The organism is Thioalkalivibrio halophilus (assembly GCF_001995255.1).
GTDB classification, from domain to species: domain Bacteria; phylum Pseudomonadota; class Gammaproteobacteria; order Ectothiorhodospirales; family Ectothiorhodospiraceae; genus Thioalkalivibrio; species Thioalkalivibrio halophilus.
In genome coordinates, this window is sequence record NZ_MUZR01000035.1 from 97,045 (window position 1) to 120,607 (window position 23,563).

Here is a 23,563-nt window from a genome sequence, read left to right on the forward strand (position 1 = left end):
GGGAGACCGGTCGGGATTCAGGAACGGCAGAAGACGTCCTGCATCATACCGATCAGGCGCAGGGTGCGGGAGTCCCCCACGCGGTAATAGACCCGATTGGCGTCCTTGCGCGTGGCCAGGATGCCCTTGTCACGCAGGATTCCGAGGTGCTGGGAAATATTGCTCTGCGAGGTCCCGACCTGATCCACGATTTCCTGTACGCTGACCTCCCGGTCGCCCAGAATGCACAGGATCTTGAGCCGCAGCGGATGGGACATGGCCTTGAGCGAGCGCGAGGCCCTCTCGATATCCTCGTCCTGCGACATCAGTTCGTCTTCGATGCACGGTTCGTCGCTCACGGCAGCCTCTCGTTCGGAGGGGCATGACCCCTGCCACTGGGTGAGAATATTAGAACGCAAACGTACCCCGATATGCGGATTCACGCAATCTTGTCCCTGTCGCTTTCATGGGTTGGCCTGCTGCTGGCGGGCCTGCTGGTTGCCGTGCCGGCCACGGCACTGGAACCCGAGGCGGAGCTGGAAAAGACCCTGGAGGCCATCCGGGACGTCGAACGTTCGCTGGAGGAACGCCGCGAGGCAGTCGCCGATCTGGAAGACCGGATCGCCGCGTCCGCCCGGGGCGCAGGCGAACAACGCGAGCGTCTGGATGAACTGAAACGCCGCCGCGAGGCCCAGGAGGAGGTGATTGCCGAGCACGAGGCCCGCGTGGCCCGGCGCGAGGAACGGCTGCACGAGCAGCGACACGACGCGGCGCGACTGGTGCATGACCAGTGGCTGCAGGCGCGCCACGGGCAGCGTGAGCGACCGACGGAAGGCGGACAGCGGCACCACCCCGTTTACGCGGCCGCCATTCAGCAGGCGCGGGAACGGACCCTGGCAGGCCTGCACGAACGGATCGAGGAGCTGCTGGCGGCCCGTGCCGGGCTGACCGAGGAGCGCGAACGGCTGGCACGTCGCGAAACCGAAACCCGCGAAGCGATGGCCGAGCTGGAGCGCCAGGAAGCGGCCCGCCGGGCGGCACTGGAGGAACTCGAGGCGGCAATGGAAGACGAGGCACTCGAGCTGGAGCGCCTCGAACGCAACGCCGAAACCCTGGATCGCGTGATCACGGAGATCGAAGAACAACGCCATGCCACCGCCGCCGAAGAACAAACGGGCGAGGAGGCGGCCCCTCGGTCCCGCGCGGTCAATCCGGACGTCCCGTTCGCGGATCTGGAAGGGGAGTTGCCGCGACCGGTGGATGCGCCGGTCATCCGCGATTTCGGCAGCGAACGCCGGGGTAACCTGCGCAGCCAGTGGAACGGGGTGGTACTGGAGGCGCCCTCCGGCGCGCCGGTGCGGGCAGTGCATCAGGGTCGTGTGGTCTATGCGGACTGGATGCAGGGGTACGGGTTCCTGGTGATCCTGGATCACGGGGACGATTTTCTGACGCTGTACGGCAACCTGGAAGACATCCTCGCCGGGCCGGGGGAACGGGCCGATGCGGGCGAACCGGTGGGGCGGGCCGGGGAAGGCAGTCCCGCGATTGCTCCGGGCCTGTACTTCGAAGTGCGCCGTCAGGGACGGACATTGAACCCGCAGGAATGGTGGCCGTCACAATAAGGGCGGAATGCTAGAATTGGGCGCATATCCGCAGAAAGACCTCGGACAAGGGATACTCTGATGAACAAGCTTTTCCACTCCGGCTACGGCCTGCTCACGGGTCTCGTTCTGGGCATCATGCTGAGCGTGTCCGTTGGCGTGTACGCCGGGCGCGACGATGCCGCCGGTCTGTCGGCGCTGCCGGTCGAGGACCTGCAGCGCTTTACCGACGTCTACATGCGCATCAAGCGCAATTACGTCGAGGAAGTCGACGACAGCGAGCTGCTGGACAATGCCATTCAGGGCATGCTGACGGGGCTCGACGAGCACTCTTCCTACCTCGACGAGGACGACTTCCGTGACATGGAAGCGGGAACCTCGGGCGAGTTCGGCGGCCTCGGGATCGAGGTCGGGATGGAAGACGGGTTCGTGAAGGTCATCGCTCCGATCGACGATACGCCCGCGGAGCGTGCGGGCATCCAGGCGGGTGACCTCATCGTGCGTCTGGACGGCGACTCGGTGCGCGGCATGACCCTGTCGGATGCCGTCAGCCGGATGCGCGGCGAACAGGGTTCCGACATCACCCTGACGGTGGTGCGCGACGGCGAGGATCAGCCGCTGGAGATCACCATCACGCGCGACATCATCCAGGTGGAATCCGTCCGCTCCGAGATGCTGGAAGAAGGCTACGGCTACGTACGCGTCAGCAACTTCCAGACGCGCACGGCGCGAGATCTGGTCAGCGCGATCGAGGAACTCAAGGAGGCCCACGGACTGAAGGGCCTGGTCCTGGACCTGCGCAACAACCCGGGCGGGATCCTCAACGGCGCCGTGGGCGTGTCCGACGCCTTCCTGGACGGTGGACGGATCGTCTACACCGAGGGCCGTCTGGACGAGGCTCAGATCGAATATGACGCTTCGCCGGGGGACGTCCTCGATGGCGTGCCGATGGTGGTGCTGGTTAACCGCGGCTCGGCGTCGGCTTCGGAAATCGTCGCGGGTGCTCTGCAGGACCACGGTCGCGCGATCATCATGGGGCAGAACAGCTTCGGCAAGGGATCGGTGCAGACCATCCTGCCGCTGTCCGAGCGGACCGGGATCAAGCTGACCACCGCGCGCTACTTCACCCCGGACGGACGTTCCATCCAGGACGAAGGCATCAATCCGGACATCGCGCTCGACGAGAGACTGCGGGTGTCGCGGTCGGAAGACGATGAACCCGCGCGGCGCGACCTGCCTGAAGACGTCGAAGACGAGGAAGAAGAAAGTCTGGCCGAACGCGACTTCGGGCTTAACGAGGCCCTCAATCTCCTCAAGGGCCTGAATTTCTACAACGGACGCTAGCTGGGAGGAGCGCGATGACGCGAGTGCTCGTACCTCTGGCCTCCGGCTCGGAAGAGCTGGAGGCCGTGACCATGATCGACCTGTTCCGGCGGGCCGGCTTCGAGGTCACGGTGGCCGGTCAGGAGGCCGGGCCGGTCACCTGCTCGCGTGCTACGGTGATCCAGCCGGACAGCGACCTCGAAACGGCCGTCGGCGAGGATTTCGATCTGATTGCCATTCCCGGGGGACTGCCGGGCGCGAATCACCTGCGCGATGACCCGCGGCTGATCACGCGACTGCAGAAACAGGCGGAGGCCGGCCGGCATGTGGCGGCCATCTGTGCGGCCCCCAAGGTGCTGGCGCAGGCCGGGTTGCTGCAGGAGCGCCGGGCGACCTGCTTTACCGGCGCCCTCGACGGCACCGGAGTGGAGTCGAGCGGAGCGGCCGTGGAGATCGACGGTACCGTGATTACCGGACGTGGCCCCGGGGTGGCGATGGATTTCGCCCTGGCGGTGATCGAAGAACTGGCGGGCCGCGAAACCCGCGAAGCGGTGGAGGGTCCGCTCCTGCGGGCCTGAGGCGGACCGCCGGAACGGACGTGATGCCGGGTCGGCGAGGGGGCCGAATCGGCGAGGGGGCTCGCCTCCTACAGGGAGGTCGAACCCTGGCCCCGGCAGGAGGCCGGACCTCCGGCCGATTTTGCGTCCGGCCAATCGCCTGCGCCGGGTCGGCGAGGGGCTCGCCTCCTACGGGCAGGTGGAACTCTGGCCCCGGTAGGAGGCCGGCCCTCCGGCCGATTTTGCGTTCGGCCAATCGCCTGCGCCGGGTCGGCGAGGGGCTCGCCTCCTACGGGCAGGTGGAACTCTGGCCCCGGTAGGAGGCCGGCCCTCCGGCCGATTTTGCGTTCGGCCAATGCCTGCGCCGGAACGGCGCGGGGGCTCGCCTCCTGCAAGGAGGCCGAACACGGAAATCGCGTCAGTCGGCGCGACGCAGGAACGGCCGCTGTCCGGACTGCACGGCGCGACGGATGAAGTCCGCACGGCCGCCTTCACGCTGGTTGACCTCATCCGCGCACTGGGACGGCTCGTAGGCTGCGGCGGACAGCATCACTTCCAGCTCGGCCACGTCCACCTTCGGATCGGTCAGCTGGCCGGAGGTCACGTTCAGATGACGCCCCACCTCCCAGAACATGCGCGGATTCCACATCTTGGTCTGCACCCGCGGCGAGTTGAACAGTTCGACGCAGCGCTGATTGATCTGTTGCTGATCCATCGGATACTCCGGTCACGGTTTTCAGGACGCCGGGGAATCTAGCGAAGCCGGCGCGGCAATACAAGCCATGTACGCTATTCCACGGTCACGGACTTGGCGAGATTGCGGGGCTGATCGACGTCCGTGCCCTTGAGCACCGCGGTGTGATAGGCGAGGAGCTGCAGCGGGATCGCGAACAGTACCGGCGCGATCCAGGGATTCAGCGGACCGCTCTGCGGCATCCCGATCCAGGTGTCATCCGAACCCAGGGCACGCGCAGCAGCCGCTTCCCCGATCACGATGAGCTCGCCGCCCCGGGCCCGCACCTCCTGGAGATTGCTGGCGAGCTTCTCCAGCTGGGCGTCATCCGGCGCGACCGCGATCACCGGCATCTCGGCATCCACGAGCGCCAGGGGACCGTGCTTGAGCTCGCCGGACGGGTAGGCCTCGGCATGGATGTAGGAGATCTCCTTCAGCTTCAGGGCGCCTTCCAGGGCGATCGGATAGTGCACACCGCGGCCCAGGAACAGCGCGTGGTGGCGTTCCACGAGATGCTCCGCCACCTGCGCCAGGCGGCCGTCCAGCTGCAGGGTGGCTTCCGCCATCGCGGGCAGGGACTGCAGGGCCCGGATCCCGTCCTGGCGATCACCATCCGCAAGGCGGGCGGCCCGCGCCGTATCGCCCAACAGGAGCACCAGCACCGCCAGCGCGGCCAGCTGGGTCGTAAAGGCCTTGGTTGAGGCCACTCCGATTTCGGGGCCCGCCTGAGTCATCAGGACCAGATCGGCGAGACGAGCCATGGTGCTCTCGGGCACATTGCAGATGGCGAGACGCGCGGCGAAGGGCTCTTCCCGCGCCTGGCGCAGGACCGCGAGAGTATCAGCAGTTTCTCCCGACTGGGACAGCACCAGCAACAGGGTCCCCGGCGCCACGACATGCCGACGATAACGGTATTCGCTCGCCACCTCGACCTGTGCCGGCATGCCGAGATAATCCTCGATCCAGTACCGCGCGACCATCCCCGCGTGGTAGCTCGTGCCGCAGGCCACGATCTGGACCGAGCTCACTTCCTGCAGCAGGCGGTCGGTGTCCGGACCCAGAAGATTGGGCAGAACACCATCGTGCCCGAAACGCCCCGCCAGCGTGTCGTACAGTGCCCGGGGCTGTTCGTGGATTTCCTTGAGCATGAAATGGCGATATTCGCCGCGGTCGGCGATCGTCACCTCGCACCGGGTTTCGCGAGCTTCGCGGACGACCGGCTGTCCGGCCACGTCCTCGATCTCGACCCGGTCGCGGTACAGCACAGCGATATCGCCTTCTTCCAGGTCGATAAACCGCTGGGTGACCGGAAGGAGGGCCTGCATGTCCGAGGCGGCGAAATTTTCGCCGATTCCCAGTCCGAGCAGGAGCGGGGACCCGTGGCGGGCGACGATGATGCGTTCGGGCGCGTCGGAAACACTCACCGCCAGTGCCCATGCACCCTGCAGCCGGGCGCAGGTGCTCCGGACTGCCGCCACCGGTTCCTGACCCGCCTCCAGCGCCTGTTCGACCAGGTGGGCGATGACTTCGCTGTCGGTGTCGGATGCACAGGTCCAGCCATCGTCGGCCAGCGCATCGCGCAGGGCCGCGTGGTTCTCGATGATGCCGTTGTGCGCGATGGCGACACGCCGGTCGCGCGACAGGTGGGGGTGGGCATTCACCTCGGACGGCCGACCATGGGTCGCCCACCGGGTGTGGGCGAGGCCAGCGTGACCGTGGATACCGGTCCGGGCGACGCGATCTTCCAGCGCCGCCACCTTGCCCTCGGTCCGCACCATGTCGATTCCGCCGGCTCCGGTGACCGCAATGCCGGCGGAGTCATAGCCGCGGTACTCCAGGCGATGGAGGCCTTCGATCAACAGCGGGACGATATTGCGTTCGGTGATTCCGGCAACCAGTCCGCACATGGTTCAGTCCCCGCTTTTGGTTGGATTGGGGCCGGCTGCGCCTGAATCAGGCTGCCTGGCCGGTCGCTGCCAGCCCTCTACGGTTCGTGCCGGTGCCCGCGTGAGCGCCAGGGCCCCGTCCGGGACATCACGGCTGATGGTGGAGCCCGCACCCACGGTCGCCCCTGCACCAATGGTGACCGGTGCGACAAGCGCCGTATTCGAGCCGATGAACGCATCCGCACCAATCTCGGTGTGATGCTTGTTGGCGCCGTCGTAATTGCAGGTGATGGTGCCGGCGCCCAGATTGGCGCCGGCACCCACACGGGCATCTCCGACATAGGCGAGATGGTTGGCCTTCGCACCGGAATCCAGGCGCGCGTTCTTCACCTCGACGAAATTGCCGACACGAACGTCCTCGGCAAGATCGGCGCCCGGCCGCAGGCGCGCGAACGGGCCCGCCTCGGCCCGCTCACCGAGCCGCGCGCCCTCAACCACCGTATACGGCTGCAGCCGTGCGCCGGAGGCGATACGACAGTCACGCAGCACGCAGCCGGGGCCGATTTTCACGTCGTCGCCGAGGACCACCGTGCCCTCCAGGACCACGTTCACGTCCAGACCGCAGTCCTGCCCGAACTGCAGCGTGCCGCGGCAATCGAATCGGGCCGGGTCGGCCAGTGCCAGACCCTCGCGCATGTATTTTTCGGCGATATCCCTCTGGAGCAGACGTTCCTGCACCGCAAGCTGGGCCCGGTCATTCACGCCCAGAACGGCATCGGGATCCTCGCTGTCGACCAGCGCCACCGATTGACCCTCGCCGCGAGCCACTGCCACCACGTCCGTGAGGTACCACTCGCGTTCGCTACCCGCCGCCGGTTCGCATGCGCCCAGCCATCGCCTCAGCGCGACCGCATCCCCGGCAAGCACCCCGGTATTGATCCGCGTGACGGCAGCTTCCGACGCACTGGCTTCCTTGTCCTCGACAATGCACTCCAGGTTGCCCTGCGCATCTTCGATCAGCCGCCCGTAGCCACGAGGATCGGCCACCCGAGTTCCGAGCACCGCCAGACTCTCACGGGCGCGAGCACAACCCTCCAGATCTGCGACCGGAATCCTCGGCACGTCGCCATACAGCACCAGGACCCGTGCCCCGTCGGGAACAGCCTCCAGGGCGCGGGCCACCGCATGGCCGGTCCCGCCAGGGTGTCCCTGATCCACCCAGTGGATGTCCTGTCGGGACGCGAATTCACCCTCCACCGCCTGGCGTCCGTGACTCACCACCACATGCCTGGCTTCCGCGGGGAGCGCGTCCGCCCGTTCCAGCACGTGGGCAAGCATCGGACGCCCACCCAGCGGTTGCAGCACCTTCGGCAGGGCCGAACGCATCCGCGTCCCCTTGCCCGCCGCCAGTATGATCAGATGCAGTGTTTCCACGTTTCACCTTCCATCCCGAGTGCCCGGTCGGGGCCACAAACAACAAGGCCGCCCAGAACAGGCGGCCTTGCACTGCTTCCCTGCCGTGTCCGTCGCCTCAGCGGCGCCGACGCAGCTTTTCGATCATCTGCAGCCGGGCCGCGGCTTCCGCAAGCTCGGCCTGCGCCTTGGCATAATCGAAGTCGGCCTGCTTGTCGGCCAGGGCTTCCTCCGCCCGCTTCTTGGCCTCGAGCGCCTCGGCCTCGTCCAGGTCCTTCGCGCGGACCGCAGTATCCGCGAGCACCGTAACATGGCGCGGCTGCACCTCCATCACGCCCCCGGAGACGAACACCGGCTGGGGCTCTGCCCCTTCCTTTTCCTGGATGCGCAGTTCGCCCGGATTCAGGCGGACCAGCATCTGCAGGTGGCCGGCATACACGCCGACCTCGCCTTCCTCGGCCGGAGCCGCAATCATCTCGGCCGTGCCGGAGTAAATCGACTCTTCGGCACTGACCACGTCCACATGCATTGTCATTGGCATGACAGGTGCTCCTTAGCCGAGTTTGTCGGCCTTCTCGACGGCTTCCTCGATGGTACCCACCATGTAGAACGCCTGCTCGGGCAGGTGATCGTACTCACCGTCCACGATAGCCTGGAAGGCACGGATGGTGTCCTTGAGCGACACGTACTTGCCGGGGGCACCGGTGAACACTTCCGCCACAAAGAACGGCTGCGACAGGAAGCGCTGGATCTTGCGGGCCCGGGCCACGACCAGCTTGTCATCTTCCGACAGCTCGTCCATGCCGAGGATCGCAATGATGTCCTTCAGTTCCTTGTAGCGCTGCAGCGTACCCTGCACCGCACGCGCGGTGTCATAGTGCTGCTGGCCGATGATCTGCGGATCCAGCTGGCGGGAAGTCGAATCCAGCGGATCCACCGCCGGGTAGATGCCCAGCTCGGCGATCTGACGGGACAGCACGACCGTGGCATCCAGGTGCGCGAACGTGGTGGCCGGCGAGGGGTCGGTCAGGTCGTCCGCGGGCACGTATACCGCCTGGATCGAGGTGATCGAGCCCTTCTTGGTCGACGTGATGCGTTCCTGCAGCACACCCATCTCTTCCGCCAGAGTCGGCTGGTAACCCACCGCGGAGGGCATGCGGCCCAGCAGTGCCGAAACCTCGGTACCGGCCAGCGTATAACGGTAGATGTTGTCGATGAACATCAGCACGTCGCGACCTTCGTCCCGGAAATACTCCGCCATGGTCAGACCGGTCAGCGCCACACGCAGACGGTTGCCCGGCGGCTCGTTCATCTGGCCGTAAACCAGAGCCACCTTGTCGAGGACGTTGGAATCCTTCATCTCGTGATAGAAGTCGTTCCCTTCGCGAGTACGCTCACCGACGCCGGCGAACACGGAATAACCGCTGTGCTCGATCGCGATGTTACGGATGAGCTCCATCATGTTGACGGTCTTGCCCACGCCGGCGCCGCCAAACAGGCCAACCTTGCCACCCTTGGCAAAGGGGCACAGCAGATCGATCACCTTGATGCCGGTTTCCAGCAGATCGGTTGAACCCGCCTGCTCGTCAAAGCTGGGCGCCTTGCGATGAATGGACCATTTTTCTTCGGTTTCCACCTCGCCGGCTTCGTCGACCGGCCGCCCGAGGACGTCCATCACGCGGCCCAGGGTCCCCTGACCCACCGGCACGGAGATCGGACCGCCGCTGCTGGTCACGGCCGTCTGACGCTTGAGGCCGTCGGTGCTGCCCATGGCGATGGTGCGCACGACCCCGTCACCCAGCTGCTGCTGGACCTCGAGGGTCAGGCCGTTTTCCAGGGTGAGGGCGTCGTACACCTTGGGCACTTCGCCGTGGGGAAACTCCACGTCCACGACAGCGCCGATGATTTCGACAATCTTTCCAGAGCTCATGCGTTCAATCCTCTAAGTCGTAATTCTTGCCGCGTCGGGCCTGCGGGAGCCGGTCTCTAGACCGCGGCGGCGCCGCTGACGATCTCGGAAATCTCCTGCGTGATCGCGGCCTGGCGTGCCTTGTTGTAGACCAGCTGGAGATCCTTGATCATCGTTCCGGCGTTGTCGGAGGCCGCCTTCATCGCCACCATCCGCGCAGCCATTTCGCAGGCCACGTTCTCGACTACGGCCTGATAGATCAGGGATTCCACGTAGCGCTCGACGAGGGTATCCAGGACCTCGTAGGGCTCCGGCTCGTAGATGTAGTCCCAGTGGTACTCGAGCTCGTCGTCGGAGCTCGGCGCCGTCGGCAGCAGCTGCGTGGTCCGGGGTTGCTGCGTCATGGTGTTGACGAACTTGTTCTCCACCAGGACCACGCGGTCGATTTTCTCCTCACGGAAATCGTCGAGCAGGACCTTGACGGTTCCGATGAGGTCAGAGAGGTGCGGGCGGTCACCGAGATCCGTGGCCTGAGCCACGATATTGCCGCCAAGCCGCCGGAAAAACTGCAGTGCCTTGTTACCGAAGACGCAGAGGTCGACCTCGACCCCTTCCTCACGGTAACGCCGCATCTCCGCCACGGCCTGCTTGAACAGATTGGTGTTCAACCCGCCGCACAGACCCCGGTCGGTCGACACCACGATCATGGCGACACGCTTGACGTCGCGCTCGACCATGAACGGATGCCTGTACTGGGCGTTCGCCATGGCAACGTGACCGATCACGTCGCGGATCTTCTCGGCGTAGGGCCGGGACTCCTGCATGCGGTCCTGGGCCTTGCGCATCTTGGACGCGGCCACCATCTCCATGGCCTTGGTGATCTTCTGAGTATTCTGGATACTCTTGATCTGCGTCCGGATCTCCTTTGTGCCCGCCATTGCGCGCTCCCGTTACCAGGTGTTCTTGGACTTGAACTCGTCCAGGGCACTGGTCATGCGTTCCTGGATGGAGTCGTTGTAGTCACCGGTGCTGTTGATCTCGTCGAGCAGGGACTTCTGGTTCGAGCGCAGCCACGCCTGCAGTTCACGTTCGAAGTCGACCACCTTGTCCTCGTCGACGTCGTCCAGGTAACCCTGGTTCGCCGCGTACAGCGAGAACGCCATTTCGCCAATGGACATCGGCTTGTACTGACCCTGCTTCATCAGCTCGGTCACGCGCTTGCCGCGATCCAGCTGCTTGCGGGTCGTCTCGTCCAGATCGGACGCGAACTGCGAGAAGGCCGCCAGTTCGCGGTACTGGGCCAGATCCAGACGGACGCTGCCACCCAGCTTCTTGATGATCTTGGTCTGAGCCGAACCACCCACTCGCGAAACCGAGAGACCGGCGTTGATCGCCGGACGGATGCCCGAGTTGAACAGATCGGTCTCAAGGAAGATCTGACCGTCGGTGATGGAGATGACGTTGGTCGGCACGAAGGCGGAGACGTCGCCGGCCTGGGTCTCGATGATCGGCAGCGCGGTCAGCGAGCCGGTCTTACCCTTCACTTCACCGTTGGTGGCCTTCTCCACGTAATCCTCGTTGACGCGGGAGGCGCGCTCCAGCAGACGGGAATGCAGGTAGAAGACGTCACCCGGATAGGCCTCGCGACCAGGCGGGCGACGCAGGAGCAGGGACACCTGGCGATACGCCCAGGCCTGTTTGGTCAGGTCGTCATAAACGATCAGTGCGTCTTCGCCCTTGTCGCGGAAGTATTCGCCCATGGCGCAGCCGGCGTACGGAGCGATGAACTGCATCGCGGCCGATTCGGAGGCGTTGGCGGCCACGATGATGGTGTTGTCCATCGCGCCGGCCTCTTCAAGCTTGTTCACCACCGAGGCGACCGAGGAGGCCTTCTGGCCCACGGCGACATAGATGCACTTAACGCCGGAGTCCTTCTGGTTGATGATCGCATCGATCGCCACCGCGGTCTTGCCGGTCTGACGGTCGCCGATGATCAGCTCGCGCTGGCCGCGGCCGACCGGAACCATGGCGTCAATCGCCTTGATGCCGCTCTGCAGCGGCTGGTCGACGCCCTGGCGCTCGATCACGCCCGGGGCCATGCGCTCGATTGGGCTGGTATGATCGGTCTCGATCGGGCCCTTGCCGTCCAGCGGTTGACCGAGCGAGTTCACGACACGGCCGAGCATCTGGTCGCCGACCGGCACCTCGAGGATGCGGCCGGTGCACTTGACGGTGTCGCCCTCGCTGAGGTTCTGGTAGTCGCCGAGGATCACGACGCCCACGGAATCGCGCTCGAGGTTGAGCGCCATGCCGTAGACGTCCCCGGGGAAGGCGAGCATTTCGCCCTGCATGACGTCGCCCAGGCCGTGTACGCGGGCGATACCATCCTGCAGGCTGACCACCGTGCCTTCGTTGGAGGCCTCGGAGCCCGCATCGAACTGGTCGATGCGCTGTTTGATCAGATCACTGATCTCGGAGGGATTCAGTTGCATGATAATTTCCTCTTAGCGACTCAAATTGGCAGCCAGGCGGTCCAGCTGGCCTCGCACGGAGCCGTCGATGACCAGGTCGCCGGCGCGGATGATGGCCCCTCCAATAAGGGAGCTGTCGACCGAGGAGGTCAGATCCACCTCGCGACCGAGTCGTTGGGACAGGGCCTTGTGGATCTCTTTCTCCTGCGCCTGCGTGAGCTTGCGGGAGGCAATGACCTCGGCCTCCACGCGACTTTCCGCCTCGGCCTTCAGCGCATTGAACGCCTCGCTCACCGCCGGCAGGGCCGGCAGTCGACCGTTCTCGCCCAGGAGACGGACGAGGTTCGCCACGCCGTCGTCGAGCTTGCCCTCGGCGATCTCCAGCATGAGCTGGGCACGCTGGGCACGCGGGACCCGGGGGTTCGTGAGGAGATCGTGCACGCGGGAATCGCGGGCGATGGCCGCCAGCAACTCCAGCTGCTCGGCCCAGCCGGCAAGATCCTGGCCGTCGCGGGCCCGCTCAAAGGCGGCGCGAGCGTAGGGTCGGGCTACCGAAATCAGGTCTGACATAGCCTCTCCTTACAGCTTTGCGGCGAGCTTCTTGAGAAGGTCACCGTGGGCCTTGGCGTCAATCTCCTTGGCCAGGATCTGCTCGGCACCCTGAACTGCCAGGTCGGAGACCTGCTTGCGCAGCTCTTCCTTCGCGCGGTTGAGCTCCTGCTCGGATTCGGCCTGGGCCGATTCCTTGATTCGCTCCCCTTCCTCGCGGGCGGTGGTGCGGGCTTCCTCGACGAGCTCGTTGGCACGCTTCTGAGCGGAGGCGACGATGTCGTTGGCCTGCTGCTTGGCCTCCTTGATGACCTCGGTCGCTCGCTCCTGGGCCAGCTCCTGTTCCTTCTCGCCGCGTTCGGCGGCCGCGAGGCCGTCGGCGATCTTCTTGCGCCGTGCCTCCAGGGCCTGGGTCAGCGGCGGCCATACGAATCGCATGGTGAACCATACGAAAACGCTGAAGGCCAGCAGCTGCCCGATGATGGTGAGATTGATATTCATCCTGCTACCTCAGGTTGACGAGTGGTGAGGGATCCTCGTGACTCGATCAGCCCTTAGCCGAGAACGAACAGGACGTACAGGCCGATACCCACCGAGATCATCGGGACGGCGTCGGTCAGACCCACAACGATGAAGAAGTTGGTGCGCAGCATCGGGATCAGTTCCGGCTGACGGGCGGCGCCTTCGAGGAAGCGACCCCCGAGGGTGGCGACACCAATCGCGGCGCCGATAGCGGCCATGCCCATCATCAGAGCGGCGGCGATAATAACCAGAGCGTTAGCCATTTCCATCGTAATATCTCCAGTGAAGTTGAGACGGTCAGTTGAAGTTAAGGGTTATCAGTGGTCTTCCGAGTGAGCCATGTCCAGATAGACGATGGTCAGCACCATGAAGATGAAGGCCTGCAGCGGCACCACGAGGATGTGGAAGATCGCCCAGCCGACGTGCAGCACCCCCCCGGCAAGCCCGAACATCAGCCCGGCGGAGTACATCATGCCGATGAGGATAAAGATCATCTCGGCGGCGTACAGGTTGCCGAACAGTCGCAGGGCGAGAGAAGCCGGCTTGGCCAGGAGGTCGACGACTTCCAGCACGAAGTTGGCCACCCAGGTCAGGGGCTTCAGCGGGGTGATGGAGGTCTGGAACGGCGCACCGGTCAGCTCCTTGACGAAACCCACCGGACCCTTGATCTTCAGCGAGTAATAGATGATGAGAATGAACACGCCCAGCGCCAGACCGATCGTCACGTTGATGTCGGTCGTGGGCACGATCTTGAAGTACGGGATGCCCAGCAGATAGGCGAGGTGCGGGATCAGATCCACCGGCACCAGGTCCATCAGGTTCAGGAGGAAGATCCAGATAAAGATAGTCAGTGCCAGCGGCGCGATGAGGTCGTTCTTGTGCTTGAACGAACCGCGCACGTTGGTGTCGACGAAGTCCATGATCCATTCGACGAAGTTCTGCCAGCCACCGGGGACACCGGCGGTGACCCGCTTTGCCGCGTAACGGAAGCTGAGGATGAACAGCAGGCCGAGGCCGATGGACCAGATCATCGAATCGACGTGGATGGCCCAGAAACCCATCTCGGCGGCCTCCGATGCGTTCATCGCGAAGCCGAGCCCGTTCTCCGGGTGATACCCGAAGGTCAGGTTCGTGAGATGGTGATTGATATGGTCGTCCATTTCTGAAGCCATGTCGCTATCTCTTCATTGCTTGGGCGGATGCCCGGTGGACCCACCACACGGGCAGAAGATGCACCGCGAGAAAGCCACCGAACAGGGCGAGCAGGTCGGGGTTCTCGTAACCCGCGAACACCGCCGCAAATGCGGCTGCGATGAGCAGCAGCCGGAATACCTGAGCCAGCATCATGCGCCCGGCCAGGTTGCGGGCGGCCGACGCACGATACGCCCCGAAGACCGCAAATACCATCACGGCGTTTCCGAGGGCGGCAATCCCGCCGCCGAGCGCCATCGAGATGGCGGCCGACGGTAACGACAGCACCAGCAAGAGCACCGTCAGGAGAAGGGTGACTGCGAGCTGCAGACCGAGCGACTGGATGGCAGGGCTGAAGCGTCGCAGTGTCATCTGGTGGATGGGCACAACCCACCCCTCTCCGGAAAATTGCGCGCAGTATAAGTGGGCCCTTAAGGGAGGTCAACGCGACCCGCGGGAGCCGACCGGGTTACTGAATATGTGAAAGGATTCCGTCGAGCTCGTCCAGGGAGTTGTATTCGATCACCAGGCGGCCCTTGCCCTGACGGTTGTAACGCACCTGGACGGGAGCACCCAGGGTGTCGGCCAGGCGGCTCTCCAGCTGCCGGATCTCGGGCGGGGGCTCGGTGGAGACCGGCTCGGCATCCTTCTGCTCGAGGGTGCGGCGCACCAGCTGTTCGGTGGCGCGTACCGAGAGGCCGCGCTTGACGACGCGCTCGGCGACCTCGGGCTGGTCGTCGACCGGCAGGGCGAGGATGCAGCGGGCATGGCCCATCTCGAGGCGACCCTCGTCGACGTGAACCTTGACCGCATCGTGGAGCTCCAGCAGCCGCAGGAGGTTGGTCACCGCGGTGCGGGAGCGGCCGACGGCGGTGGCCGCGTCCTGGTGGGTCAGTTCGAATTCGCCGATCAGCCGGTGGATGGCACTGGCCTCCTCCAGCGGGTTGAGGTTCTCCCGCTGGATGTTCTCGATCAGGGCCATCGCGGCGGCCGCCTGGTCGGGGATCTCGCGGATCACTGCTGGGACCGTTTCGAGGCCTGCCTGCTGGGCGGCGCGCCAGCGTCGCTCGCCGGCGATCAGCTCGTAGCCATCGTCCACCGGCCGCAGGACCACCGGCTGTACGATGCCCTGCGAGCGGATGGATTCGGTCAGTTCGGCCAGCGCCTCTTCGGAAATCCGGCCGCGCGGCTGGTAACGGCCGCGGCGGATGCGTTCGACCGGCACGGACTCCAGGCGATCCTCTTCGCCGGGCTCCTCGGAGGCCCCGCTGAGCAGCGCGTCGATACCACGTCCGAGTCGTCCACTGTTTCTTCTGGCCATGTGTCGAATCCTGCCGAAAGGAGCAATCAGCGGCGCAGCAGTTCGCCTGCCAGGGCGAGATAGGCGACCGCGCCGCGCGATGAAGCATCATACAACAGAGCAGGCTGACCGAAGCTGGGGGCTTCGGCCAGGCGGATGTTGCGCGGGATCACGGTATTGTAGACCCGGTCGCCAAAGTACCCGGTCAGCTGCTCGGATACGTCGCCGGCGAGACGGTTGCGGGCGTCGAACATGGTGCGCAGCAGCCCGGCGATGCGCAGGCGGGGATTGGGCCCGCGCTGGATGCTCTCGATAGTGCGCATCAGCGCGGTGAGACCCTCGAGGGCGTAGTACTCGCACTGCATGGGGATAACCACGCCGTCGGCAGCGACCAGACCGTTGACCGTCAGCAGGTTGAGCGACGGCGGGCAGTCGACCAGCACGTAGTCCCAGCGGCCACGGGCATCCGCCAGGGCCTGTTGCAGGCGATATTCGCGGCCCTCTTCTTCCATCAGGCGCACCTCGGCCACGGTCAGGTCACCGTTGGCCGGCAGCAGATCGAAGCCGGCCTCGACGCGCTGTACGACATCATCCAGGGGCGCATCACCCAGCAGGACGTCGCAGGTGGTGCGTACGTCGGCATGCTTGTCTTCGCCGGATCCCGTGGTCGCATTGCCCTGCGGGTCCATGTCGACCACCAGCACCGAACGCCCCAGACGGGCGAGCGATGCGGCCAGGTTGACGCAGGTGGTCGTCTTGCCGACGCCGCCCTTCTGGTTGGTGATCGCGAGGGTTTCGGTCACGGCGCGGTTCTCTCGATGATGGCGATGTGACGGGGGGCGTGCTCGCCGGGAATGGTAACCGGCTCGACCGCATGATACGACCACGGTGGCGGCAACGCCTCGCGGGCGCGGTCCGCCGGGCCCAGCATCGCCAGTACCCGCCCCTGCGGGGCGACCAGATGGCCGGCGCGCTGCAGGGTCTCGGCGGGGGCCTTGAAGGCGCGCGAGACCAGGGTATCGAACGGGGTCTGCGGCGCGAACTGCTCGATCCGCAGATGACGGGCCTCGACGTTTTCCGTCCGCAGCAGGCCGATCACGTGACGCAGGAAGCGAACGCGCTTGGCGGCACTGTCCAGCAGGCAGTACCGCCGATTCGCGGCCGCATCGCCGTCGGGGGCGTACGCGTCGGCCAGGGCCAGGATCAGTCCCGGCAGTCCGGCACCGGTTCCCACGTCCAGGATGCGCTGCCCGTGCAGCCACGGGCGCAGGCTGAGACTGTCGAAGACATGCCGCGACACCATCTGCTGCGGGTCGCGCACCGCGCTCAGGTTGTGCACCCGGTTCCAGCGCTCGAGCTGGCTCAGCCAGGTCACCAGCGCGTCGACGGCGGGCGCCGTCAGACCCGCGGCGGGGGCGTGGCGCGCAAGCTCCGCACGCCAGGTGTCCTCATTCGCCACTGGCCCGCTGCTTCAGATGCACGGCCAGAGCGGACAGCGCGGCCGGGGTCACGCCGGGAATGCGCCCCGCCTGGGCCAGGGTGTGGGGACGGAACTCGGCGAGCTTCTGCCGCAGTTCGGCGGACAGCCCATGGACGCGGTCGTAGTCCAGGTTTTCCGGCAGCGGCGTGTTTTCCGCACGCTCCTGACGCCGGACCTCGGTCTGCTGACGTTCGATGTAGCCGGCATATTTGGTCTGGATCTCGACCTGCTCGCAGACGTCGGCGGGCAGGGTCGCGGCCAGTTCGGGCAGGCAGCCCATCAGACCGGGATAATCCACGTTCGGGCGACGCAGGAGGTCTTCCAGGGTCACCTCGGGATCGGGTGTCTGGCCGAGGTAGGCGACCAGGGCCTCGTTGCGCCGCTGTTCGCGCGACAGTCGGGTCGCACCCAGGCGCACGCGTTCGGCTTCGACCTGTTCGGCCCGGCGACTGAACACGGTCCAGCGTTCGTCGTCGACCAGACCCATTTCGCGACCCGCCGGCGTGAGGCGCAGATCGGCGTTGTCCTCGCGCAGCAGCAGCCGGTGTTCGGCGCGCGAGGTGAACATCCGGTAGGGCTCGCGGGTAGCGCGGGTGACCAGATCGTCGATCAGCACCCCGATATAGGCCTCGGAACGCTGCGGGACCCACGGGTCGTGCCCGGCGACGTGGCGGGCGGCGTTGAGGCCGGCCACCAGCCCCTGGGCGGCCGCTTCCTCGTAGCCGGTCGTACCGTTGATCTGGCCGGCGAGGAACAGATTGTCGACTTCGCGGGTCGCCAGCCCCGGGGTCAGGCCGCGCGGGTCGAAGAAATCGTATTCGATCGCATATCCCGGACGGGTGATGTGTGCGTGCGCGAAACCGGGGATGCTGCGCACCACGTCGATCTGTACCTCCCAGGGGAGGCTGGTGGAGATGCCGTTGGGATACAGCTCGTGGGTATCCAGGCCTTCGGGTTCCACAAAGATCTGGTGACTGTCCTTGTCCGCGAAGCGCACCACCTTGTCCTCGATCGACGGACAGTAGCGCGGACCGGTGCTGTCGATGGCCCCGGAATACATCGGCGAGCGCTCGAGGTTGCCGCGGATGATCGCGTGGGTATGCTCGTTGGTCCGGGCGATATGACAGGCACGCTGCGGCGGATGCTCGTCGCGCGAACCGACGAACGAGAAGACCGGTCGCGGATCGTCGCCGGGCTGACGTTCCAGCACGGAAAAGTCGACGCTGCGGCCGTCGATGCGTGGCGGGGTACCGGTCTTCAGCCGGCCGACATCGAACGCCATCTCGCGCAGGCGCGCCGCCAGGCGTTCGCTCGGCGGGTCGCCGGCGCGGCCACCGGCCTGGTTCTGCTCGCCGGTATGCATCCGGCCGTTGAGGAAGGTGCCCACGGTCAGCACCACCGAGCGGGCCTCGAAACGGATCCCGCCATCGGTGATCACCGCCGCGGCACGGTCACCGTCGAGCACGACATCGGCCACGCCCTGCTGAAAGACCCGCAGGTTGGGACACTGGTCGACGGCGCGGCGTACGGCCAGGCGATAGAGCTGGCGATCCGACTGCGCACGGGTGGCGCGCACCGCCGGCCCTTTGCGCCGGTTCAGGACGCGGAAATGGATACCCGCGGCATCCGCGGCCCGCGCCATGACCCCGCCCAGTGCATCGATCTCCCTGACCAGATGCCCCTTGCCAATGCCGCCGATCGCCGGGTTGCAGCTCATCTGCCCGACGGTCTCAAGGTTGTGGGTCAGCAGCAGGGTTTGCGCACCGGTACGCGCGGCCGCCAGGGCTGCCTCGGTACCGGCATGCCCGCCGCCCACTACGATGACATCGAAGGATTCCGCCATGCTCCAGAACTTCCCGGCCCGGGGGTCGGGCCACTGCGTTGCAAGCGATCAGTGTAGCAGGAGCGCTGCCGGTCCCGAAGTGACCGTACCGTAAAGGGCTTTCGCGTTGATCAGGTCGGCACGGGGGCGCTGCGCACGCAGTCGCGGCCGGCGGTCTTGGCGGCGTACAGTGCGTCATCGGCGCGCTGCACCAGCGCGTCCAGCGATTCGTCACCCTGGCGACACGCCACGCCCACCGAGGCGGTTACGGTCAGCGAATCCGCCGGAAACAGATCGACGGGTTCCGCCCCCAGGCGCGCGCGAATCCGTTCCGCCAGCGCTCGCGCGCGCTCGAGGTCGCCGTACGGCAGGACCGCGAGGAATTCTTCACCGCCCCAGCGGCCGGGGGTGCCGCCGTCGCACAACTCGTCCTGCAGCAGGGCAGCGAAATGTTCCAGCACCCGATCGCCGGCACGATGGCCATGGGTGTCGTTGATCCGCTTGAACCAGTCGAGATCGAACAGCAGCACGCACAGGCCGGCATCCGCCCCGCCGCCAACTTCCAGCTGACTCCGTACCCGGCGCGCGAGGGCCCCGCGGTTGAACAGGCCGGTCAGCGGATCGCGAGTGGCCTGCCGGTAGAGCCGCAGCAGCATGTGCAGCTGACTCAGAGCGGCCCATACGGCTACCCCGGCCACCAGCACCAGCAGCCAGAGATTGCCCAGGGTGTCCCAGCGACCCAGATTGCCCATGGCCGCCTCGATGGCCATGTAGGCGGCGAGGATGACAACCGAACCGAACGCGCCTTCGCGCAGGGTCAGCGGGAAGATGGCCAGGGCCGCGACCGTGAGCGCCGGAAAGAAGGCGTAACCCGAGGCGAGCGCCGACTCGAGGTCGGAATTGATGATGAACCGCGCCATGGCATAGAGCGTCATCGGAATCGCCAGCAGCAGGGCGAGGCGCCACAGCGTGCCGCGGTAGCCGGTATCCTGGCGGCAACTCCACCACAGCACCAGTCCGGCGCCGGCCCCTGTGAGCCGCAGGATCATCGTAAGCAGGGCGTCCGGGGTATCCAGCAGGAAGAATTCGAGCGGCAGCCACAGGGGCAGACCGATGGCCAGCAACAGCGCCAGCGGCCGGATCCGGCGGCGGATGTAGTCCGCTCGCGTTTCCCGGAAGTCGGGCGCGTGACCGCCACCATGGACGAGATCGGGTAGATTCATCCGGATCAGGCGTTCACGCAGGGAGGCAGGGGAGGATTCCTCGGTCGGGACTTCCGGTTCGGTCGCCATGCCGCATTCCTTCGCTCGGGATTCGGCAAGCCTGCGGCGGGATCACGGCGAATGCAAAAGCCGCACAACGGCACTCGGATTATTTGCCGATGCAGAACCCGGCGAAGATCTCGCCCAGCAGGGCCTCGTGGTCCTGGCGTCCGAGGAGGGCGTCCAGGGCCTGTTCGGCGCTGCGCAGTTCTTCGGCGGCGAGATCGCCGGGCAGTGCCGGGTCGATGCGTTCCAGGGCACTCGCGGCCGCCACCAGCCCGTCCAGGTGGCGCGCACGCACGCTGAAGCCGCCGTCCGTCTCGGGCGCCAGGCCCAGGCGCGCGGCAATCGCGTCGCGCAGCGCATCCAGTCCCTCGCCGGTGCGCGCGGAGATCACGAGCGCGTCGGCGGAGACAGAACCCTGCCGGTCATCGGCAAGATCGCTCTTGTTCCACACTACCAGGCGCGGCAGATCGGCCGGCAGGTCCTGTGGTATCCCGGCGTCGGGATCGGTGAGGTCACGCAGCTCGAGCACCAGATCGGCCGTCCGTCCGGCCTCGCGGGCCCGTTCCATGCCGATCCGCTCCACCGGATCCTCGCTCCCGTGCAGGCCGGCCGTATCCACCACCTCGACGGGAATGCCATGGATCGCGACCGGTGCCCGCAGCACGTCGCGCGTGGTCCCGGGCCGGTCGGTGACGATGGCAACCTCATCCTCTGCAAGGCGGTTCATCAGGCTGGACTTGCCGGCGTTGGGCGGCCCGAGCAGCGCCAGTCGCAGACCGCGGTCCAGGTAGCGGCCGGGTCGCAGGCGTTCGATCAGCGCGCGGATCTGCGCGGCGAGTTCGGCCGCCGCCGGAGCCAGCGTCCCGGCCACATCCGACTCGAGATCGGTCTCGCCAAAGTCCAGTTCCGCCTCCATGTGGACCCGCAGGTCGCGGATGCGGCGGGAGACCGGCTGCAGCTCGGCCGCCAGGGCGCCGTCCAGACTGGAACGTGCGCGCCGCGCCGCGCGCTCGGTCTGGGCGTGGATGAGATCGGCGACGGCCTCCGCCTGGGCCAGGTCCATGCGGCCATTGAGGAACGCGCGTTCGGTGTATTCGCCCGGGCGCGCACGGCGCGCGCCCAGGGCCACGCAGGCCGCGACCAGCCGCTCCAGGAGTACGGGGCTCCCGTGGCCCTGGAATTCGACCACGTCCTCTCCGGTGTAGGAACGCGGGCCCGGGAAGAACAGCACCAGACCGTCGTCGATCAGCGCATCATCGGCAGGATCCTGCAGGCGCACGTAATGGGCGTGCCGCGGCCGTGGATCAAGCCCGGCGATCCGCCGCGCCAGTGCCGCAGCATCGGGACCGGAAAGGCGCACCACCCCGATGCCGCCGGACCCCGGAGGGGTCGCGACCGCGACGATGGTGTCACCGTCCACGAAGGGTCACTCCTTCTGCTTGTCGGGGTCCGCGCCGGTCTCGATCTTGCGCGTGATGTACCACTGCTGCGCGATGGAGAACAGGTTGTTGGTGAACCAGTACAGCACCAGGCCCGCCGGGAAGAAGGCGAAGAACACGGTGAACACGAACGGCAGCGCCATGAAGATCTTCTGCTGCACCGGATCCATCGGCGGCGGGTTCAGCTTGTACTGCACGAACATGGACACGCCCATCAGGATCGGCAGGATGAAGAACGGATCGCGTGACGACAGATCCTGGATCCACAGCCACCAGGGGGCCTGACGCAGTTCGACACTCTCCAGCAGCACCCAGTACAGGGCGATGAACACCGGTATCTGCACCAGGATCGGGAGACAGCCACCCAGCGGATTGATCTTCTCCTTCTTGTACAGGTCCATCAGCGCCTGGTTCATGCGCTGCTTGTCGTCCTTGTAGCGCTCCTTCAGCTCCTGCAGCTTGGGCGCGACCTTGCGCATGCGCGCCATGGAGCGGTAACTGGTCGCCGACAGCTTGAAGAAGGCCAGCTTGATCAGGATCGTCAGGATGACGATGGACCAGCCCCAGTTACCGACGACCGCGTGGATCTTGTCCAGCAGCCAGAACAGCGGTTTCGACAGGAAGGTGAAGATACCGTAATCGGCGGTCAGTTCCAGGCCGTCGGCAATCCCGGAAAGCTCCGCCTGGGTCTTGGGGCCGACCCACAGGCGGGTATGGAACTGGCCGCTGTCGCCCGAGGCCACGCGCAGCGGCTCGGCCGAATGCAGGCCGATCAGGTACTCTTCGCCCACTTCCCCGGGTACCCCCCGAGCATAAAGGGCGTTGAGTTCCTCGGCGCCCGGGATCCAGGCCGACACGAAATAGTGCTCGATCATCGAGACCCAGCCACCCTCGATGCGATCCTCGACCGGATCGTCCGCCAGCGACTCGAAACGCTCGCGCTCGTAGCTGCCGTCGTACCAGGCCGCCCCGGTAAAGGTGTACAGCCACCAGGATTCACGGTCGGGGGTCTCGCCATGACGCAGCTGACGATACTGGCGCCCGATCCAGGGATCGGCACTGTGGTTGTGGACCTCGTATTCCACCTCGATCAGGTGGGTGCCGCGGTTGAAGACGTAGGTCTTCACGACCTCGATCTCGCCGTCTTCCGAGGCCCAGCGCATCGGCACGCGCAGCTGATCCTGGCCTTCGCTCAGCTCGAAACGATCCTGATCGACCTCGAAGTCGGCGTGATGCGAGGGCGCGCGTCCTTCGGGGTCGACACCCTCAACGCGGTCGTGGGTCAGGCCGCTCTGTGCGACATAACCGCGAATGCGGTGATCCATCAGGCGCACCGGCACCAGGGGGTCGTCGCGCAGATCCTGCGGGAACTGCAGCAGATCGGCCCGCAGGATCGTGCCACCGCGGGTATCGATCAGCAGGTCATGCTTGTCGGTCACCACCTGGATCTGACGCCGCTCCGGGGCCGCGATGGGTTCCGGGGCATCCGTGGCCGGGTCGGCCTCGGGCTCGGCCGCCGCCTCCGGGGTATCCGGAACATCCTCCGGCCGCGCATCCGGATCTTCTTCCAGCTCGCGTTCGGCCGCGGTCTCGGTGGCCGGTCGGGTGCCGTAGTCATCGTTCCAGGCCATCCACATCAGGAACAGGATGAAGGCCAGGGTCAGCCACAGCAGGGGACGGATGTTATCCATGGGCGCGATTACTTCCGGGAAGGAGATTGGGAGTCGGGATCCCGCGGCGGGACCGGATCATAGCCACCCGGTGACCAGGGGTGACAGCGCAGGATGCGGCGCAGGCCCAGCCAGAATCCGCGCAGCACGCCGTGGGTCTCCACGGCTTCCACCGTGTAGGCGGAACACGTCGGGAAATGGCGGCAATGCGGCGCCATGAACGGCGAGATGCCGTACTGATAGGCCCGCACGGGCAACAGGGCGATCTTGCGCAGCAGACGGCTCATCGGATGCGGTCCAGCAAATGGTCGATCTCGCGCCGCAGGGCTTCGGCTTCCACGTCACCTGCCCCGCCGCGCGCGAGGATGATGATATCCACCGGCGGCAGTTCGGTACGGCGCTGGCGAAAGGCCTCGCGGGCGATTCGCTTGATACGGTTGCGCCGTACCG

Annotated in this window: 25 protein-coding genes; 3 read left to right on the top strand and 22 right to left on the bottom strand. The window is 66.1% G+C overall.

What is annotated here, in order from left to right; genetic code table 11:
* Positions 1-17: 17 nt before the first annotated feature.
* The gene (locus tag B1A74_RS09340; protein ID WP_051073636.1) at positions 18-305 is read right to left on the bottom strand and encodes an ArsR/SmtB family transcription factor; all 288 of its coding nucleotides are present in this window, start codon (positions 303-305) and stop codon (positions 18-20) included.
* Between the two features lie 105 nt (positions 306-410).
* Here B1A74_RS09340 and B1A74_RS09345 point away from each other — a divergent pair, with 105 nt between their 5' ends.
* From B1A74_RS09345 to B1A74_RS09355, 3 genes are read left to right on the top strand one after another with little or no spacing between them, the layout of a single operon-like run.
* Positions 411-1,601 carry a murein hydrolase activator EnvC family protein gene (locus B1A74_RS09345; protein WP_077244469.1) on the top strand — a complete coding sequence of 397 codons (1,191 nt, stop codon included), beginning with the start codon at positions 411-413 and terminating at the stop codon, positions 1,599-1,601.
* Positions 1,602-1,661: 60 nt separating this feature from the next.
* Positions 1,662-2,924 (top strand): S41 family peptidase, encoded by a 1,263-nt coding sequence (locus B1A74_RS09350; protein WP_077244470.1) that lies wholly within the window; start codon positions 1,662-1,664, stop codon positions 2,922-2,924.
* 14 nt (positions 2,925-2,938) lie between these two features.
* Positions 2,939-3,481, top strand: coding sequence for a DJ-1 family glyoxalase III (locus B1A74_RS09355; RefSeq protein WP_077244471.1), 543 nt, complete (start codon positions 2,939-2,941; stop codon positions 3,479-3,481).
* A gap of 397 nt (positions 3,482-3,878) precedes the next feature.
* Here the strand turns inward: B1A74_RS09355 and B1A74_RS09360 are convergent, their stop codons facing one another.
* The 21 genes from B1A74_RS09360 to rnpA all read right to left on the bottom strand — a co-directional run.
* Positions 3,879-4,175 (bottom strand): hypothetical protein, encoded by a 297-nt coding sequence (locus B1A74_RS09360; RefSeq protein ID WP_077244472.1) that lies wholly within the window; start codon positions 4,173-4,175, stop codon positions 3,879-3,881.
* A 74-nt stretch (positions 4,176-4,249) separates the two neighbouring features.
* Positions 4,250-6,100 (bottom strand): glutamine--fructose-6-phosphate transaminase (isomerizing), encoded by a 1,851-nt coding sequence (gene glmS / locus B1A74_RS09365; RefSeq protein WP_077244473.1) that lies wholly within the window; start codon positions 6,098-6,100, stop codon positions 4,250-4,252.
* Between the two features lie 3 nt (positions 6,101-6,103).
* Positions 6,104-7,513, bottom strand: coding sequence for a bifunctional UDP-N-acetylglucosamine diphosphorylase/glucosamine-1-phosphate N-acetyltransferase GlmU (gene glmU / locus B1A74_RS09370; protein WP_077244474.1), 1,410 nt, complete (start codon positions 7,511-7,513; stop codon positions 6,104-6,106).
* 97 nt (positions 7,514-7,610) lie between these two features.
* Positions 7,611-8,033 (bottom strand): F0F1 ATP synthase subunit epsilon, encoded by a 423-nt coding sequence (locus B1A74_RS09375; protein ID WP_024328652.1) that lies wholly within the window; start codon positions 8,031-8,033, stop codon positions 7,611-7,613.
* A gap of 12 nt (positions 8,034-8,045) precedes the next feature.
* Positions 8,046-9,422, bottom strand: a complete 1,377-nt coding sequence (gene atpD, locus B1A74_RS09380) for a F0F1 ATP synthase subunit beta (protein ID WP_018947239.1) — start codon at positions 9,420-9,422, stop codon at positions 8,046-8,048.
* Between the two features lie 56 nt (positions 9,423-9,478).
* Positions 9,479-10,339, bottom strand: coding sequence for a F0F1 ATP synthase subunit gamma (gene atpG, locus B1A74_RS09385; protein ID WP_018947240.1), 861 nt, complete (start codon positions 10,337-10,339; stop codon positions 9,479-9,481).
* A 12-nt stretch (positions 10,340-10,351) separates the two neighbouring features.
* Complete coding sequence (gene atpA, locus B1A74_RS09390) at positions 10,352-11,893, bottom strand: F0F1 ATP synthase subunit alpha (protein ID WP_018947241.1); 1,542 nt, start codon at positions 11,891-11,893, stop codon at positions 10,352-10,354.
* 12 nt (positions 11,894-11,905) lie between these two features.
* The gene (locus tag B1A74_RS09395; protein ID WP_024328651.1) at positions 11,906-12,442 is read right to left on the bottom strand and encodes a F0F1 ATP synthase subunit delta; all 537 of its coding nucleotides are present in this window, start codon (positions 12,440-12,442) and stop codon (positions 11,906-11,908) included.
* A 9-nt stretch (positions 12,443-12,451) separates the two neighbouring features.
* Entirely contained in the window at positions 12,452-12,922 is a 471-nt protein-coding gene (locus tag B1A74_RS09400) for a F0F1 ATP synthase subunit B (RefSeq protein WP_018947243.1), read from the bottom strand.
* A gap of 53 nt (positions 12,923-12,975) precedes the next feature.
* A complete protein-coding gene (atpE, locus tag B1A74_RS09405; RefSeq protein ID WP_018868902.1) occupies positions 12,976-13,212 on the bottom strand; it encodes a F0F1 ATP synthase subunit C in 237 nt (78 codons plus the stop codon).
* A 48-nt stretch (positions 13,213-13,260) separates the two neighbouring features.
* A complete protein-coding gene (gene atpB / locus B1A74_RS09410) occupies positions 13,261-14,103 on the bottom strand; it encodes a F0F1 ATP synthase subunit A (RefSeq protein ID WP_077244475.1) in 843 nt (280 codons plus the stop codon).
* 16 nt (positions 14,104-14,119) lie between these two features.
* The gene (locus B1A74_RS09415) at positions 14,120-14,521 is read right to left on the bottom strand and encodes an ATP synthase subunit I (protein WP_018947245.1); all 402 of its coding nucleotides are present in this window, start codon (positions 14,519-14,521) and stop codon (positions 14,120-14,122) included.
* A gap of 82 nt (positions 14,522-14,603) precedes the next feature.
* Positions 14,604-15,455, bottom strand: a complete 852-nt coding sequence (locus B1A74_RS09420) for a ParB/RepB/Spo0J family partition protein (RefSeq protein ID WP_018868899.1) — start codon at positions 15,453-15,455, stop codon at positions 14,604-14,606.
* A 26-nt stretch (positions 15,456-15,481) separates the two neighbouring features.
* Complete coding sequence (locus tag B1A74_RS09425; protein ID WP_019022543.1) at positions 15,482-16,237, bottom strand: ParA family protein; 756 nt, start codon at positions 16,235-16,237, stop codon at positions 15,482-15,484.
* Complete coding sequence (gene rsmG / locus B1A74_RS09430; RefSeq protein WP_077244476.1) at positions 16,234-16,893, bottom strand: 16S rRNA (guanine(527)-N(7))-methyltransferase RsmG; 660 nt, start codon at positions 16,891-16,893, stop codon at positions 16,234-16,236. Before rsmG ends, B1A74_RS09425 begins: the two co-directional genes overlap by 4 nt.
* A complete protein-coding gene (gene mnmG / locus B1A74_RS09435; protein WP_077244477.1) occupies positions 16,883-18,757 on the bottom strand; it encodes a tRNA uridine-5-carboxymethylaminomethyl(34) synthesis enzyme MnmG in 1,875 nt (624 codons plus the stop codon). Before mnmG ends, rsmG begins: the two co-directional genes overlap by 11 nt.
* A 110-nt stretch (positions 18,758-18,867) precedes the next feature.
* Positions 18,868-20,028, bottom strand: coding sequence for a GGDEF domain-containing protein (locus B1A74_RS09440; protein ID WP_077244478.1), 1,161 nt, complete (start codon positions 20,026-20,028; stop codon positions 18,868-18,870).
* Positions 20,029-20,107: 79 nt separating this feature from the next.
* Entirely contained in the window at positions 20,108-21,424 is a 1,317-nt protein-coding gene (gene mnmE / locus B1A74_RS09445) for a tRNA uridine-5-carboxymethylaminomethyl(34) synthesis GTPase MnmE (RefSeq protein ID WP_077244479.1), read from the bottom strand.
* 6 nt (positions 21,425-21,430) lie between these two features.
* On the bottom strand, positions 21,431-23,134 hold the full coding sequence (yidC, locus tag B1A74_RS09450) for a membrane protein insertase YidC (RefSeq protein ID WP_077244480.1): 1,704 nt from the start codon (positions 23,132-23,134) through the stop codon (positions 21,431-21,433).
* A gap of 8 nt (positions 23,135-23,142) precedes the next feature.
* Positions 23,143-23,400: a membrane protein insertion efficiency factor YidD gene (gene yidD / locus B1A74_RS09455; RefSeq protein WP_018868892.1), complete on the bottom strand. Its 258-nt coding sequence runs from the start codon at positions 23,398-23,400 to the stop codon at positions 23,143-23,145.
* Positions 23,397-23,563, bottom strand: a 167-nt coding sequence (gene rnpA, locus B1A74_RS09460) for a ribonuclease P protein component (protein ID WP_077244481.1), incomplete at its 5' end; no start/stop codon positions are given. The genes rnpA and yidD, both read right to left, overlap by 4 nt.

Excerpts from the sequence above, each read along its gene's own strand:
- glmS (WP_077244473.1), bottom strand. The coding sequence starts at position 6,100 with ATGTGCGGACTGGTTGCCGGAATCACCGAACGCAATATCGTCCCGCTG.
- B1A74_RS09340 (WP_051073636.1), bottom strand. The coding sequence starts at position 305 with ATGTCGCAGGACGAGGATATCGAGAGGGCCTCGCGCTCGCTCAAGGCC.
- atpG (WP_018947240.1), bottom strand. The coding sequence starts at position 10,339 with ATGGCGGGCACAAAGGAGATCCGGACGCAGATCAAGAGTATCCAGAAT.
- atpA (WP_018947241.1), bottom strand. The coding sequence starts at position 11,893 with ATGCAACTGAATCCCTCCGAGATCAGTGATCTGATCAAACAGCGCATC.
- atpD (WP_018947239.1), bottom strand. The coding sequence starts at position 9,422 with ATGAGCTCTGGAAAGATTGTCGAAATCATCGGCGCTGTCGTGGACGTG.
- B1A74_RS09400 (WP_018947243.1), bottom strand. The coding sequence starts at position 12,922 with ATGAATATCAATCTCACCATCATCGGGCAGCTGCTGGCCTTCAGCGTT.
- B1A74_RS09395 (WP_024328651.1), bottom strand. The coding sequence starts at position 12,442 with ATGTCAGACCTGATTTCGGTAGCCCGACCCTACGCTCGCGCCGCCTTT.
- yidD (WP_018868892.1), bottom strand. The coding sequence starts at position 23,400 with ATGAGCCGTCTGCTGCGCAAGATCGCCCTGTTGCCCGTGCGGGCCTAT.
- atpB (WP_077244475.1), bottom strand. The coding sequence starts at position 14,103 with ATGGACGACCATATCAATCACCATCTCACGAACCTGACCTTCGGGTAT.
- B1A74_RS09350 (WP_077244470.1), top strand. The coding sequence starts at position 1,662 with ATGAACAAGCTTTTCCACTCCGGCTACGGCCTGCTCACGGGTCTCGTT.
- B1A74_RS09345 (WP_077244469.1), top strand. The coding sequence starts at position 411 with ATGCGGATTCACGCAATCTTGTCCCTGTCGCTTTCATGGGTTGGCCTG.
- atpE (WP_018868902.1), bottom strand. The coding sequence starts at position 13,212 with ATGGAAATGGCTAACGCTCTGGTTATTATCGCCGCCGCTCTGATGATG.
- B1A74_RS09360 (WP_077244472.1), bottom strand. The coding sequence starts at position 4,175 with ATGGATCAGCAACAGATCAATCAGCGCTGCGTCGAACTGTTCAACTCG.
- B1A74_RS09355 (WP_077244471.1), top strand. The coding sequence starts at position 2,939 with ATGACGCGAGTGCTCGTACCTCTGGCCTCCGGCTCGGAAGAGCTGGAG.
- mnmG (WP_077244477.1), bottom strand. The coding sequence starts at position 18,757 with ATGGCGGAATCCTTCGATGTCATCGTAGTGGGCGGCGGGCATGCCGGT.
- B1A74_RS09375 (WP_024328652.1), bottom strand. The coding sequence starts at position 8,033 with ATGCCAATGACAATGCATGTGGACGTGGTCAGTGCCGAAGAGTCGATT.
- yidC (WP_077244480.1), bottom strand. The coding sequence starts at position 23,134 with ATGGATAACATCCGTCCCCTGCTGTGGCTGACCCTGGCCTTCATCCTG.
- B1A74_RS09440 (WP_077244478.1), bottom strand. The coding sequence starts at position 20,028 with ATGGCGACCGAACCGGAAGTCCCGACCGAGGAATCCTCCCCTGCCTCC.
- B1A74_RS09420 (WP_018868899.1), bottom strand. The coding sequence starts at position 15,455 with ATGGCCAGAAGAAACAGTGGACGACTCGGACGTGGTATCGACGCGCTG.